This is a genomic window from Ornithinimicrobium pratense, from assembly GCF_008843165.1.
GTDB lineage: Bacteria > Actinomycetota > Actinomycetes > Actinomycetales > Dermatophilaceae > Ornithinicoccus > Ornithinicoccus pratensis.
This window is the reverse complement of the sequence record NZ_CP044427.1, coordinates 1,578,141-1,591,053: the sequence shown is the minus strand read 5'-3', so window position 1 is coordinate 1,591,053 and position 12,913 is coordinate 1,578,141. Positions and strand designations below refer to the sequence as shown.

At 68.9% G+C, this 12,913-nt stretch carries 12 protein-coding genes; 3 read left to right on the top strand and 9 right to left on the bottom strand.

The genetic code is table 11. The features are described 5' to 3' along the window. Positions 1 to 43: 43 nt before the first annotated feature. The gene (locus tag FY030_RS07140) at positions 44 to 1,372 is read right to left on the bottom strand and encodes a M20 family metallopeptidase (protein WP_158060908.1); all 1,329 of its coding nucleotides are present in this window, start codon (positions 1,370 to 1,372) and stop codon (positions 44 to 46) included. Positions 1,373 to 1,686: 314 nt separating this feature from the next. Between FY030_RS07140 and FY030_RS07135 the strand changes: the two genes are divergently transcribed. Continuing rightward, positions 1,687 to 2,733, top strand: coding sequence for a TerC/Alx family metal homeostasis membrane protein (locus FY030_RS07135; protein WP_192498764.1), 1,047 nt, complete (start codon positions 1,687 to 1,689; stop codon positions 2,731 to 2,733). Positions 2,734 to 2,748: 15 nt separating this feature from the next. Here the strand turns inward: FY030_RS07135 and FY030_RS07130 are convergent, their stop codons facing one another. From FY030_RS07130 to FY030_RS07105, 6 genes are read right to left on the bottom strand one after another with little or no spacing between them, the layout of a single operon-like run. Then, on the bottom strand, positions 2,749 to 3,231 hold the full coding sequence (locus FY030_RS07130; RefSeq protein WP_158060907.1) for a hypothetical protein: 483 nt from the start codon (positions 3,229 to 3,231) through the stop codon (positions 2,749 to 2,751). A 30-nt stretch (positions 3,232 to 3,261) separates the two neighbouring features. Next, positions 3,262 to 4,068, bottom strand: a complete 807-nt coding sequence (locus FY030_RS07125) for an ABC transporter ATP-binding protein (protein WP_158060906.1) — start codon at positions 4,066 to 4,068, stop codon at positions 3,262 to 3,264. Next, positions 4,065 to 5,756, bottom strand: coding sequence for a branched-chain amino acid ABC transporter ATP-binding protein/permease (locus FY030_RS07120; protein WP_158060905.1), 1,692 nt, complete (start codon positions 5,754 to 5,756; stop codon positions 4,065 to 4,067). Before FY030_RS07120 ends, FY030_RS07125 begins: the two co-directional genes overlap by 4 nt. Then, positions 5,756 to 6,631: a branched-chain amino acid ABC transporter permease gene (locus FY030_RS07115; protein ID WP_158060904.1), complete on the bottom strand. Its 876-nt coding sequence runs from the start codon at positions 6,629 to 6,631 to the stop codon at positions 5,756 to 5,758. The genes FY030_RS07120 and FY030_RS07115 overlap by 1 nt, the downstream gene beginning before the upstream one ends. Before the next feature lies 1 nt (position 6,632). Further along, the gene (locus FY030_RS07110) at positions 6,633 to 7,802 is read right to left on the bottom strand and encodes an ABC transporter substrate-binding protein (protein WP_158060903.1); all 1,170 of its coding nucleotides are present in this window, start codon (positions 7,800 to 7,802) and stop codon (positions 6,633 to 6,635) included. Next, complete coding sequence (locus FY030_RS07105; protein WP_158060902.1) at positions 7,799 to 9,058, bottom strand: alpha-hydroxy acid oxidase; 1,260 nt, start codon at positions 9,056 to 9,058, stop codon at positions 7,799 to 7,801. Before FY030_RS07105 ends, FY030_RS07110 begins: the two co-directional genes overlap by 4 nt. A 373-nt stretch (positions 9,059 to 9,431) precedes the next feature. Between FY030_RS07105 and arr the strand changes: the two genes are divergently transcribed. Beyond that, complete coding sequence (arr, locus tag FY030_RS07100) at positions 9,432 to 9,869, top strand: NAD(+)--rifampin ADP-ribosyltransferase (protein ID WP_158060901.1); 438 nt, start codon at positions 9,432 to 9,434, stop codon at positions 9,867 to 9,869. A gap of 265 nt (positions 9,870 to 10,134) precedes the next feature. Beyond that, positions 10,135 to 10,845, top strand: a complete 711-nt coding sequence (locus tag FY030_RS07095; protein ID WP_158060900.1) for a TetR/AcrR family transcriptional regulator — start codon at positions 10,135 to 10,137, stop codon at positions 10,843 to 10,845. 83 nt (positions 10,846 to 10,928) lie between these two features. Here FY030_RS07095 and FY030_RS07090 read toward each other — a convergent pair whose 3' ends face one another. Further along, positions 10,929 to 11,753: a DUF2382 domain-containing protein gene (locus FY030_RS07090; RefSeq protein WP_158060899.1), complete on the bottom strand. Its 825-nt coding sequence runs from the start codon at positions 11,751 to 11,753 to the stop codon at positions 10,929 to 10,931. A gap of 500 nt (positions 11,754 to 12,253) precedes the next feature. Continuing rightward, positions 12,254 to 12,706 carry a hypothetical protein gene (locus FY030_RS07085; RefSeq protein ID WP_158060898.1) on the bottom strand — a complete coding sequence of 151 codons (453 nt, stop codon included), beginning with the start codon at positions 12,704 to 12,706 and terminating at the stop codon, positions 12,254 to 12,256. Positions 12,707 to 12,913 lie beyond the last annotated feature (207 nt).

Genomic DNA, 12,913 nt, shown 5'->3' with positions numbered 1-12,913 from the left:
GGGCCGGGTGAGCAGGTGGTGCTGGGGTGGTGCTGGGGTGGGCCTAGTCGAAGTAGTGCTCGACGTCGGCGGGGCCACCGGCACGCTCGAAGTCCTCGTGGACGGCTGTCCGCAGCTCGGCGTCGCACAGGTAGTCCAGGGCCGTGAGCGCCAGTCCGACCGCCCCGTCGACCGCTGCGTCGTTGGCCTCATCGCTCGCGGCCGCCTCGGCGAACCCGCGGGTGTGCAGAGCCACCTCGGGCGGGGCGATCTTGATGAGCGGGTGGATGCCCGGTATGCGGTAGCTGACGTTGCCGAAGTCGGTCGACGCCGCGATCGTCTCCGAGACGGTGCCGCCAGGCAGCGGGTCGCGCCCGCGCCGACGCTGGGCCTGGACCCACCGCTCGGTGAGTGCGCCGTTGGTGCGCACCGGCAGGGAGGGGGCGTGTTCGTCCCAGTCGATGTCGACGCGGGTCCCGGTCATCAGCGCCGCGCCGTTGGCGATGTCGTCCAGGCGCTTGCTGAGGTCCTTGAGCGTGTCGGGATACTTGGACCGGGCGTAGAGACGGACCTCGGCCAGCTCGGTGATCACGCTGGGTCGGGTGCCGCCGCTAGTGACGACGGCGTGGACCCGGTCGACCGGCGGCAGCTGCTGACGCAGCAGACCGACGGCCTGGTAGGCCAGCGACGCGGCGTCCAGGGCGTTTCGGCCCATGAACGGCTGGGCGGACGCATGGGCGGGCACACCGTGGAAGGTCCAGGTCAGCAGCCTGCGGCCGAGCCAGACCTGGTCGGCCAGGTCGTAGCCGTAGGGGTGCACCATGATCGCGGCGTCGATGTCGTCGAAGGCGCCACCGCGGGCCATCAGCTCCTTGCCGGAGTGCCCCTCCTCCGCCGGCGTGCCGAGGAGGACGACCCGGCCGGGGAAGGCGTCCGGCTGCTCGCGCAGCAGGGCCGCCAGGCCCAGGAAGGCCCCCACTCCGGTGGCCGCGATGACGTTGTGGCCGCAGGCGTGACCGACCTCGGGCAGGGCGTCGTACTCGCTGAGAACCGCGATTGTCGGACCCTCTCCGTCGCCGACCTCGGCCCGGAACGCCGTCGGCACGCCGGCCGTGCCGATGCTCACCTCGGCTCCGTGCTGGCGCAGGACCCCAGCGAGGGTCTCGACGCTGCGGTGCTCCTCGAAGGCGGTCTCCGGGTCGGCGTGCAGGGTGCGCACGATCTCGACCAGGTCGTCCCGCAGGTGCTCCACCAGGCGCTCGAGGCGCTCGGACATGGCGGGATCGGCCCCGGCGAAGGCACTGCTCGACGGTGTCACCGACCTCATCCGGGCGGTGGTCTCCGCCGCGAGGTGGTCAAGGTACGCACGGCTCGGCTGCTGCTGATCGTCCATCACGGGCACCATATGTGATCCCAATGCCAAATTATAAATCGGGAGGTCGACGCCCATCGGCGACACGGTTCGCTCCCGACCGGCGACACGGTTCGCCCCCACCGGCGACACGCTTCGCCCCCCGGCCGGCGCACTGCATACCGCACCGAGTTGACGCGCCCGAGAACCCTCCCTATATTCAGTGGCTTCGAGGGGAGTACTTCGCCAAGTCGCTGCCGGTCAATCGCGCGTGATCAGATGTCACGCTCGGCGCGCGCCCCACCTGGGGTGAAGGAGACCTCGCACCGCTGCAACGGATGCGAGGTCCGCTCATCATGATGCTGCCCACGGCCACCACCCCCGCGACCCAGACCCTCCACACGATCGCTGACCTGCAGCTGTGGGTCATCACCGTGGGCGCGATCCTGGTTCTCCTCACTCTTGACTTCATCATCACCCGCCGCCCGCACGCGGTGGAGATGAAGGAGGCCATCGGCTGGTCGGCCTTCTACATCGCCCTGCCTCTCGCCTTCGGCCTGTGGGTATGGAATGCCCACGGCTCAGAGATCGGGCTGCAGTACTACACGGGCTACCTGGTCGAGAAGTCGCTCTCGGTCGACAACCTGTTCGTCTTCATCCTGATCCTGTCTGCCTTCGCCGTGCCCCGCGCCCTGCAGCAGCGGGTGCTGCTCATCGGCATTATCGGCGCGCTGGTGCTGCGGACGATCTTCATCGCGGTCGGCGCGGTGCTCATCGCCCGCTTCTCGGCCATCTTCCTCGTCTTCGGCATCATCCTGCTGATCACCGCCTGGGGCGTCTTGAAGGACGCGCTCTCCGACGACCATGAGGTGGACGTCCAGGAGCTCAAGGCGGTCAAGTGGGCCAAGAAGCTCTGGCTGGTGACGGATGAGTACGAGGGCACCAAGCTGACCGTGCCACAGCAGGGCCGGCGGGCCCTGACTCCCCTGGGGCTGGTCGCCCTGGCCATCCTCGGCACCGACATCGTCTTCGCGATCGACTCCGTCCCGGCGGTCTACGGCATCACCGGTGACCCCTACCTGGTCTTCGTCACCAACGCCTTCGCCCTGCTCGGTCTGCGCGCCCTCTACTTCGTCCTCCAGGGCGCCTTGAGCAAGTTGCGCTACCTCGGCTACGGCCTGGCGCTGATCCTGGCCTTCATCGCGGTCAAGTTGGTCCTGCACTGGGCGCACACCGTCTGGCCCGAGGTCCCCGGCATCCCAACCATCACCTCGCTGGTCGTCATCCTGATCATCCTGGTGATGACCGCCGTGCTGAGCCTGTGGGCCGAGAAGCGCGATGAGAAGCGGATGACGCTGGTGGGCGAGGTCGACCAGGAGGACACCGACAACCGGCCGCTGTAACGACCCAGGGCAGACTCAGTCGCGCAGATCCTCGCGCTGTGACCGCACTCCGTCCGGCAACGGGATGGTGGGCATCTGCGGTTGGGGCGGGGGCGGCGGCACCGGTGCCGCTGTCTGAGCCGCGGTCGCCCGCCAGCCCTGGTCCTTGGCCAGGGCGACTGCGCGGGCGCGGAGCACACCGCGGGACAGGTATGCCGCGTGCGCGATGCTGCCCATCCAGATGACGAGGAAGATCACGACCCCAAGATCAGTCCCGTCGTTCAGTCGCTCCATCGCGTAGGCGGCGAAGCCGTAGAGGACGCCCCACATCAGGGTGAAGTGCCACATCGTCCTTGAGCGCGAGAGCATCGCGCCCCAGATCCAGCCAAGCACTGAGAAGAAGACGAACCCGACTCCGACCATGAGCACCCACGCGCTGCAGACCAGCTTCCAGCCTACGGAACGCTGGGCCAGCAGCCGCTCGCCGTGAACGATGTCGGTCCCGTCAAGATTCGCCACCGGCTCAGGATGTCATGTCCTGGCGCATGGTCAGTCCGGGGCAGGGTCGGACCGCCGGGCGGGAACCTCGCCGATGTCGGACTTCTCGGTGACCGGCCCGCCGCCCTCGAACTGGGCGGCGCCAGGCTGGTCGGGCTCGATGCCGAGGTATGCCGCCACGATCCCCTGGTCCTCCAGGAGCTCCTGGGCGGGCCCGGACTGGACGATCTCACCGGTGGAGAGGACGTAGCCGTGGTCGGCAGCGCGCAGGGCGCGGCGGGCGTTCTGCTCCACGAGCAGCACGCTGGTGCCGCTGGCCCGGATCTCCTCGATCACCCGAAAGACCTCGTCCACGACCTTGGGCGCCAGCCCCATCGACGGCTCGTCCAGCAGCATCAGCGACGGCTCGGCGACGAGGGCGCGGCCGATGGCCAGCATCTGCTGCTCTCCGCCGGACAGACTGCCGGCGGCCAGGCCGCGACGGTCGGCCAGGACGGGGAAGCGCTCGAAGACCTCCTTGATGCGCTCGCCCTTGGTGTGCCAGGCGGCCAGCTGCAGGTTCTCCTCGATGGTCAGGGAGGCCAGGATCTGCCGTCCCTCGGGCACCTGCACCAGCCCGCGGCCCACCAGCTTGTGCGCCGCCGTCCGGGTCACGTCCTGGCCGTCGAAGGTGATTTTGCCCTGCGCCGGCTTCACCACGCCGCTGACGGCGTTGATGATCGAGCTCTTGCCGGCGCCGTTGGCCCCGACGAGCGTGACCAGGCCGCCGCGGGGCACGGTGAAACTGACCCCGCGGACCGCCCGCACCTTGCCGTAGCTGACCGTCAGGTCCTCGACCTGCAGGATGTCGTCATTCATTTCGCCTCCTCCGCCGCGCCCAGGTAGACCTCGATGACCGACTCGTCGCGGGCAATCTCCTCCGGCGTCCCGCTCGCGATGACCTGGCCGAAGTCCAGCACCACGACCCGGTCGCAAGTCTTGAGGACCATGCCCACGTTGTGCTCGATCAGCAAGATCGTCAGGCCCTGCTGGGCCAGCGAGCCGATGAGCTCGGACAGGGAGTCCGCCTCGACGTGGTTCATGCCGGCGGCCGGCTCGTCGAGGATCAGCAGGGACGGGTCCGCCGCCAGTGCCCGGCCGATCTCCAGGCGACGCTGGTCACCGTAGGAGAGCGACCCGGCATCGTCCTGGGCCTTGTCCGCCAGGCCGACCCGGGCCAGGCAGTTGGCCGCGTGCTGGATCGCCGCGGCCTCGTCCCGGCCGGCCGCCGGCAGCCACAGCAGCCGGCGCAGGAAGGTGGGCCGGCTGACCGAGTGCGCACCGACGAGCACGTTCTCCAGCACTGACAGGCGCGGGAACAGCTTGGAGTGCTGGAAGGTGCGGCTGACCCCGGCCTGTGCGACCTTGTGCACCGGGACCTTGTTGGGGTCCACCCCGAGCACGGTGAAGTCGCCGCTGGAGGCTGGGGTGAAGCCGCTGAGCATGTTGACCAGCGTCGTCTTGCCCGCGCCGTTGGGCCCGATGAGCCCGACGATCTCCCCCGACCCGATGGTCAGGTCGACGTCCCGCACCGCGTGCACACCGCCGTAGTCCTTGCCTCCGCCCTGCACCTGCACCACGGGCTCGCCTGGGACGGGGTGCTTGCGGGTCTGCAGGCCGGCGGCGCCGCTGTCCAGGACACTTCCGTCTGCCTGGTCCAGCGCCTTGGCCCTGACCTTGAAGCGGGGCAGCAGGGAGCCTAGACCGCCCGGCAGGAAGAGGATGACCAGCAGCAGCATGGCGCTGGCGATGAACGGACGGATCCAGTTCGCGTCCATGCCTACCGCCCGCTGAACCTCCGGGATGGTGGTCAGGAAGCCGCTGCCGAGCAGTGGTCCGATCCACACCGTCGACCCGCCGACCACGGCCGTGACCAGACCGTCGATGGCGGCGGCGAAGCTGAAGTCCCCGGGGTCGAGCAGGCGCACGAAATAGGCCCACAGCACGCCGAACAGCCCGGCGACCGCACCGGCGGTGACGAAGGCGCTCAGGCGGTGCCGGCCGACGTCGATACCCATAGCCCGGGCGGCCAGCTCATCCTCGCGGATGGCCGACAGGGCGCGGCCGTAACTGCTCGGGCCCTGCCGCCAGAACCAGTAGAACACCAGCGCGCAGCAGACCCAGGCGATGAGCGGGGTGACGATCTTGGGCACCGTCATGCCGCTGGCGCCGCCGGTCCACTCCAGGTTGATCAGGGTGATGCGCACGGCCTCGGCGAAGCCCAGGGTGGCGATCGCGAGGAAGACCCCGCGCAGGTGCATCGTCGGCAGACCCAGGATCAGCGCCGCTGCAGCACCCAGCGTCATCCCGATGAGGATCGCGAGGATCAGGGCGGGCAGGTCGCCGATGTCGTTGGGGCTCGGGGCGAGGTATGCGGCGCCGTACCCGCCGACCGCCGCGAAGCCCGCCTGTCCCAGCGAGAGCTGGCCAGCCACGAGGACCGCGTAGAAGGACGCCGCCAGGATGGCGTTGAGCGCAATGAAGACCAGGACTGACTCGGTGAACATCAGACCTCCCGCACGCGCTTCTTGCCGAACAGACCCTGAGGGCGCACCACCAGCAGCAGGAAGAGCAGCGCGAACGCCGCCATGTCCCGCCAGCTTGCCCCGATGTAGGCGATCGCGAAGACCTCGGCCAGCCCCAGGATGAGGCCACCGACCAGGGCACCCGGGAGGGACCCCATACCGCCCACGATGATGACCGCCAGGCCCTTGAGCTCGATGGCGATGCCCATGCCATGCTGCGCCGAGTTGACGTACATCGCGAACATCACCCCGGCCACCGCGCCCAGCGCGGAGGACAGGGCGAAGGTGATCGCGGTGATCCGGTCCACGTTGACGCCGAGCACGGTGGCCGCGTCGGGGTTCTCCGCGATGGCGCGCATGGCCCGGCCCAGGCGGGACTTGGCCACCAGCCAGGTCAGCCCGACCATGAGCACGATGGCCACGGACAAGATCACCACCTGCAGCAGGGAGACCCGTGCTCCGAACACCTCGTAAGACGTGCCGGGGAAGGTCCCCGGCGGGAAGCGCCGGGTGTCGGGGCCGTACCTGGCCAACAACAGTGCCCCGAACATCCCGGCCAACCCGATCGAGGCGATGAGCCCACCGAAATGGGCGTCGGGTCTTCCCTTGAGTGGTCGGAAAGCCACCCGTTCGATGATGAGCCCCAGCAGCGCTCCCAGGATCGCCGACAGCGGCAGCGCGAGCCAGATCGACAGCCCGCCGGAGACGACGAGCTCGATGCCCACGAAGGCCGCCACGGCGAAGACGGCCGGGTGCGCCAGGTTCAGCCGGTCCAGGATGCCGAAGACCAGCGTGAAGCCGATGGCGAAGAGGGCGTAGATCGACCCCAGGAAGACGCCGTTGAGGATCTGTTGCATGTCAGTCCAGGACCGCGAACTGGCCGTCCTGGATCACCTGGACGACCGCCTCGTGCTCGGCGTCACGGTCAGAGTTGATCGTGATCGGGCCCAGCACGGTGTCGAGCTCGTTGATCTGGCCCAGGCCGTCCTGGATGTCGTCGCGCTCGCCGGAGCAGTTGGCACGGACGGCCTCGTCGATGATGTGCATCGCGGCGTGGGCCTGGGCGGCGAACTGGTCGGGGCCGTGGCCGTACTCCTCCTCGAAGTCCGCCTTGAAGGCGTTGTTGAGCTCGCCCTCGGAGGCGGAGTTCCACGCTGCGCCCACGACGACCCCCTCGGCGGCCTCACCGGCGTCGGCCATCAGCTGCGGGTTGTTGAAGCCGTTGCCGCCGACGATCGGGACGTCCAGGCCCAGCTCCCGGGCCTGCGTGACCAGCGGGATGGCGGCCTCGATGAGGCCGGAGACCATGATCGCGTCCGGCTCGGCGTTGGCGGCCTCGGTGAGCAGCGCCCGGAAGTCGGTGTCGGCCTTGGAGAAGGTCAGGGTGGCGGCGACGTCGATGCCGTCCTCCTCGAGGGTCTCGGCGAAGACCTTGTAGCCGTCCTCGGTGAAGGCGTCGTCGTTGGAGTACATCACCACGACGCTCTCCAGGTCGTAGGCCTCCACGGCCGCCCGCACGGTCTGCGGGATGACCTGCGCCTCGGTCAGCGCGTTGCGGAAGATGTAGTTGCCCTGCTCAGTGATGCCGGCGGCGGTGTTGGAGATCGCCATGACCGGCACGGAGGCCTCCTGGGCGACCGGCTGGGCCTGGAAGGCGGTGTTGGACAGGGTGGGGCCGATGATGATGCTGCTGTCCGCGGTGAGCGTCTCAAAGACGGAGATCCCCTGGCGGGCGTCGGTCTGGTCGTCCTCGATGGTCAGGTCGTAGGTGACGCCGCCGACCTCGTTGAGCTCCTCGGCCGCCAGCTCCAGGCCCTTCTGCTGGGAGGCGCCGTAGGAGGCGGCCGCGCCGGTGAGGGACAGGGCGGCACCCACGGGGATGGCTTCCTCGATGGTGCAGTCGGCGCCGGTGCCTTCGCCGACCAGCGCGCCGTCGCCGCCGCTGCCGGAGCCGCCGTCGTCGCCGCAGGCGGTCAGGGTGAGGGCGAGGGCGCCGGTCAGGGCGACGGCCATGGTCACGTTCTTCATGGGGTTTCTCCTTGGTATGCCGTGGTGGCGGGGGGCGTGCTGTGGCGGAGCCGGACCTGGCCCGAGCCACGGACGCCGGCGAGCCGGCGGGCGCCGAGCAGCCTGAGGGTGCGGTGGACTTGGGTGGTGAGGATCTCCAGCGCGCGGTCCACGCCGGCCTCTCCCCCGGCCATGAGCCCGTAGAGGTAGGCGCGGCCGGCCATGACCGCGTCGGCGCCGAGCGCGACGGCGGCCACGATGTCGGCGCCGTTCATGACGCCACCGTCGAGCAGGACCGGCACCCGACCGTCGACCGCCTCGACGATCTCGGGGAGCAGCTCCAGGGGTGCGGCTGCGCGGTCCAGCTGCCGGCCGCCGTGGTTGGAGACGATGATGCCGTCGACGCCGAGGTCGACCAGGTCACGGGCGTCCTGGGGGTGCTGGATGCCCTTGACCACGATCCGCCCGGCCCACTCCTGGCGCAGCCAGGCTAGATCGTCCTGCTGCAGGCTGGGGTCGAACATCCGGTCGACGAGGTCGGCCACGGTCCCGCCGGAGGTGCGCAGCGAGGCGAACTCGATGGCCTCGCTGGTCAGCACGTTGGCCCACCAGCGCGGGTGCCGGGCCATCCCGGCCACGGTCCGCGGGGTCAGCGCCGGTGGGACGGTCAGCCCGTTGCGGACGTCGCGCAGCCGCTGCCCGGCGACCGCCGTGTCGACGGTGAGCACGAGCGTCTCGAAGCCGGCCGCGGCGGCTCGGCGGAGGAGGGCGGTGGAAGCCTCGCGGTCCTGCCACAGGTAGAGCTGGAACCAGCGCTGCAGGGTGGGGACGTCCGCGGCCAGGTCCTCGACCGAGACCGTGCCCATCGTGGACAAGGTGTAGGGGATGCCAGCTCGCGACGCGGCGCGACCCACGGCCCACTCCCCCTGATGGTGCATCATCCGGGTGAAGCCGGTCGGCGAGAGGATCAGCGGTATGGGGCCGCTCACCCCGAGCAGGTCCATGCTCGCGTCGACGTGGGCGACGTCGCGCAGGACGCGGGGCCGGAACTCGACGGCGTCGAAGGCGTCCCGAGCCCGCAGCATCGACAGCTCGGACTCGGCCGCGCCGTCGACGTAGTCGAAGACCGCCCGCGGCGTCCGGCGCTCCGCCATCGCCCGCAGGTCCTCGATCGTCGAGGCACGGCCCAGTCGGGCCTCGGCGGAGATGGAGGGTCGCTCCAGCCGCACCAGCGGTCGCAGCTCGGTCCACGTCGGGACGCGGCGACGCAGCGGCATCAGACACCTCCATCGTGTCGTTGGGCGGCCCCGAGGGGCGGGCGGAGACAGACGGTAGCCGACGGGCGTCCAAAGACGTGGCGGCTCGCCGTGCGAGCACGTGTACACCCTCGCACCAGATGTCCACGGGGGGCACCGGATTCCTATACGTGGTGCAGCATACCTATCAGGCGGCGCTGCTTCTGCATCAGGCACGCCACGCCCCGCACCGCCCCATCCCCCACCGGCGACACGTCCTGCCACCCACCGGCGACACGTCCTGCACTTGCCCGGGCTGATCGAGGACTTACTGCTGCGGAACACACCGTTGCGGCGGATCTGAAGGCAGGAGAACACTGGTCCTGTCAGATCCGCGCTCACCCCGGAGGTTGCCCTGTCCAGCGAAGCGCGGGAGCCGGTCCCGTTCGAGGTCCACGAGCCGGGCGTCTACCTGCACGGAACAAAGGCCGACCTCTGCGTCGGCGACCTCCTCGCGGCCGGCCGGGAGTCCAACTTCCAGGCTGGTCGGACAATGCACTACGTCTACTTCACCCAGACGCTGGACGCGGCCACCTGGGGTGCCGAGCTCGCTGCCGGCGAGGGGCGGGGCCGCGTATACATCGTGGAGCCGCTGGGCGAGTTCGAGGACGACCCCAATGTCACAGACAAGAGGTTCCCTGGGAACCCGACGCGGTCGTTCCGTTCCCGAGAGCCGTTGCGCGTGGTGGGTGAACTGGACGGTTGGGTCGGACACCCGCCCGAGAAACTGCAGGCCATGCGCGACGGACTTGAGGCGCTGGTGCGGCACAACGAGGCCCACATCGAGGACTGAACGTGGAAGTGCCGCGGGCGGCACCGACACCGGCTCAGCCTCCTGTCGCTCTCTTCACCATCGTCACCAGCTGTGCTTCGGGCAGAGGTGTGGCACCTTGCGCGTAGTCAGGACCGCTTGGCCCAGTTATCTTGGGTCTCGAGGCGGCGTCATACGCGTGTACGTCGTGGCCCCGATTGGGAAGGGAGCCGGCAAGAGACCTCGCGAGGGTAGAACTCGTGGGGTAGGAGGCGAAGGTGACGTTCGGCTGGAAGGGGCCAGGTAGATGCTCGAGGATTCCGCTGGAGCAGACGGGGGCAGACCGCGTCTGACCAGGGACCTGGTGGTCAGGTCCGCGTTGGCGTATATCGACGCCCACGGTGCTCAGAAGTTGACGATGCGTTCCCTCGGCAGCGCCCTGGGGGTAGAGGCCATGTCGTTGTATCGGCATGTCAGGGGCCGCGAGGACCTGCTGGAGGCAGTGGTGGCCCAGTTGCTGCGCGGGTTGGAAGACGAGCTGGATGCTGAGCTGGCAGAGTCATGGCAGGGGTACCTGCAGACGTTTGCCCATGAGGTGCGCCGGATTGCCGTGCAGCACCCGTTGGCTTTTCCCCTGGTCGCAACCCGCCACCCCGCCGCGCCGTGGCTGCGGCCACCTCTGCGCAGCCTGTCGCTGGTCGAGAACTTCCTGGCCACGTTGCTCGGACATGGCTTCGACGATGCCGCGGCGGTCCACGCCTACCGGGTGTTTAGCAGTTTCCTGCTTGGCCACCTGCTGCTGGAAGCGGTAGTCAACGGTGCGCAGGCTTCCCCGGTCGAGCTCGCCCTGGATGAGGGGGAAGCGCAGATCCCTGAGGGCGATGCTGCCGTGGACCTGAGCTCGGTGCCGACCGTGGAGAGGCTTCGGTCGCGGTTGAGCGAGGACCACGCCAAGGAGGAGTTTGAGATCGGGTTGGAGACTCTGATCGAGCGGATCGAGTTCCACATGTCTCAGTAGGCCGGGCTAGCCATGGCCCCGTTGGACTCCCGCGGGCGCGGCCGGGAGTGCAACGGGACCATGAGGGGAATGCCCCGGCCGCGTCAGGTGCGGTCGGAGCGGTCCTGCGGCGTACCGGCGGCGGTGCCCTCGGGCAGGTCTGTCTCGATGACCTCCTTGCGGACCTCTTCGCTGACCTGCTCCTGCTCGGTGATCGTCTCCTTGCCCAGCCGGACCCGTTCCACCGGAACTGTGTCCTTGTTCACGACGGCCCGCTCCGCCGTCAGCGTGACCTCGTGCTCTTCGTCGGTGAGGTCACCGCCGCTCATGGCCTGATCGCGATTAGCGTCGGTGATCGGCTCACGCTCGACACGGACCTCCTCACGGGTCACCGGAACCTGGGTGGTCACGTTCTCGCTCACGACGTACTTGCGCAGCCTGGCCCGCCCGGTGGCGACCTTCTCGGTGTGCACGTTCAACCGCTCCTCGGAGCGGGTCATCGCGTCGTCGGTGTTCGGACCAGAGGTGTCCTGGCCGACACCGCGGCCGGTCCCCGTGTCGCGGGTTTCCAACGTACGGTCCTCGTCGTACGTGCCGCCCGAGGTCTCGCTGTGCCCGCCGGTGCCGTAGTACCGGTAGAGCTCGGCTTCGTCGTCGCGGTCCAGGTGGGCGTCTGCCTCCACCCGGGGTGCGTCCTTGATGAAGCCCTTGGCGTAGGGAACCCGGACCTCCTGGCCGCTCACGGTGGCCTGCTGCAGCGGGATGAAGCTCTCGCTGGTCCCGAACAGCCCGGTGTTGACGGTCACCCACTCGGGTTGGCCGCTGTTGTCGTCGAGGTAGACCTGGCCGACCTTGCCGACCTTCTCACCACTCTCGTCGACCACCACACCGCCGTTCATGAGGGCAGTGACCTGATCTGTCGAAATCATGCGTGTGACTCCACTTCACTCGGGGATGTTTACAAGATAAACGTAGAACACATGACACGGATGAGGCAACCGCTGACGCCGGTAGGCGCCGGATGCCACCACAGCTGGACGGCAGGCTGGCGGGGGTGACGGCTAGTCAGCCCCAGAGCCACCTGGGACGAATCAATGCTGGTTGCGGTCGAAAGGCACGTCCGTGGTGCTGGCGCCACCCGTGGGACGGGTCCCGCCTCGACCACATCGCCTCTGGCCTTCGCCTGGCGTCTGTCAGGTTACGGGGAACGGTTTGTTTACGCAGTAAGCACGATTGTGCAAACGTAGCCACCCGAGACTCACCGAGGCCGTGATGGTGACGACCGCCATGACCGCCAGCGTCCACCCGCCGTGAGAGGCAGCTTCACCGCGGAGCGCGGCGACCACGTGCCGAAGATGCAGGGGCAGCGCGATGACGGCCGCCAGCCCTGCCGTCGATGGGTCTTCGGCGACGACGCCGTGCCCTCCGGCTACCGCGTCCTGGCACGTTCGGCGGGAGAGCTGGACGGGGTCGGTCCAGCACGCAGCAACGCGACACCCAGAGTGAGGACGCCCACGGTGAGGGATGCTGCGCCGAGCCACAGGACCACGATCCACCCGTTGGGTTCGTCCAGGCCGGACCCCATCGAGGACAAGAAGAAGCCGGCCGACATCAGGACGGCCGCAGCCGGGACGGCCAGCCTGGCGACGTACGCCGCTGCCCCGCGGGGCTCGATTGCATCCACCAGCAGCAGGCACACCAAGCTCAAGATGATCAGCACACCTGCGTGCGCGTGGCCGGCGCGGGCGAAACCGGTCTGGAAGTCGGTGAGCTGCTCCTGTCCGCTGACCACTCTCGTGAGGAAGTAGCCGCCGAACTGGACCGCCACCACGGTCAGGAGAAGGAGCCCCGCGATCCTGCGGGACACGGGACTGATCGACATCGGCACACCGGCCTTTTGCTCGGGGACTCAGTGTGATCACTGTCCTTGACCTCCCCGTCGGCGTCAAGGCTCTGGGCTGCGCGACGCAACAGCTCTCCGAGGGCGTCCGAGGCCACCTGGTATCTCCGACCCGCTGTGCGCCGAACTCATGCGGCGTTACGCATCGGACGAGGCGCATGACCGAGGCCATCCCCACCGGTGACGAAG

What these genes read in the sequence shown, in the direction of transcription:
- FY030_RS07090 (WP_158060899.1), bottom strand. Translation starts at nt 11,753, where the DNA reads ATGATTTCGACAGATCAGGTCACTGCCCTCATGAACGGCGGTGTGGTG.
- FY030_RS07115 (WP_158060904.1), bottom strand. Translation starts at nt 6,631, where the DNA reads ATGCAACAGATCCTCAACGGCGTCTTCCTGGGGTCGATCTACGCCCTC.
- FY030_RS07105 (WP_158060902.1), bottom strand. Translation starts at nt 9,058, where the DNA reads ATGCCGCTGCGTCGCCGCGTCCCGACGTGGACCGAGCTGCGACCGCTG.
- FY030_RS07135 (WP_192498764.1), top strand. Translation starts at nt 1,687, where the DNA reads ATGATGCTGCCCACGGCCACCACCCCCGCGACCCAGACCCTCCACACG.
- FY030_RS07140 (WP_158060908.1), bottom strand. Translation starts at nt 1,372, where the DNA reads ATGGACGATCAGCAGCAGCCGAGCCGTGCGTACCTTGACCACCTCGCG.
- FY030_RS07120 (WP_158060905.1), bottom strand. Translation starts at nt 5,756, where the DNA reads ATGTTCACCGAGTCAGTCCTGGTCTTCATTGCGCTCAACGCCATCCTG.
- FY030_RS07085 (WP_158060898.1), bottom strand. Translation starts at nt 12,706, where the DNA reads ATGTCGATCAGTCCCGTGTCCCGCAGGATCGCGGGGCTCCTTCTCCTG.
- FY030_RS07095 (WP_158060900.1), top strand. Translation starts at nt 10,135, where the DNA reads ATGCTCGAGGATTCCGCTGGAGCAGACGGGGGCAGACCGCGTCTGACC.
- FY030_RS07125 (WP_158060906.1), bottom strand. Translation starts at nt 4,068, where the DNA reads ATGAATGACGACATCCTGCAGGTCGAGGACCTGACGGTCAGCTACGGC.
- FY030_RS07110 (WP_158060903.1), bottom strand. Translation starts at nt 7,802, where the DNA reads ATGAAGAACGTGACCATGGCCGTCGCCCTGACCGGCGCCCTCGCCCTC.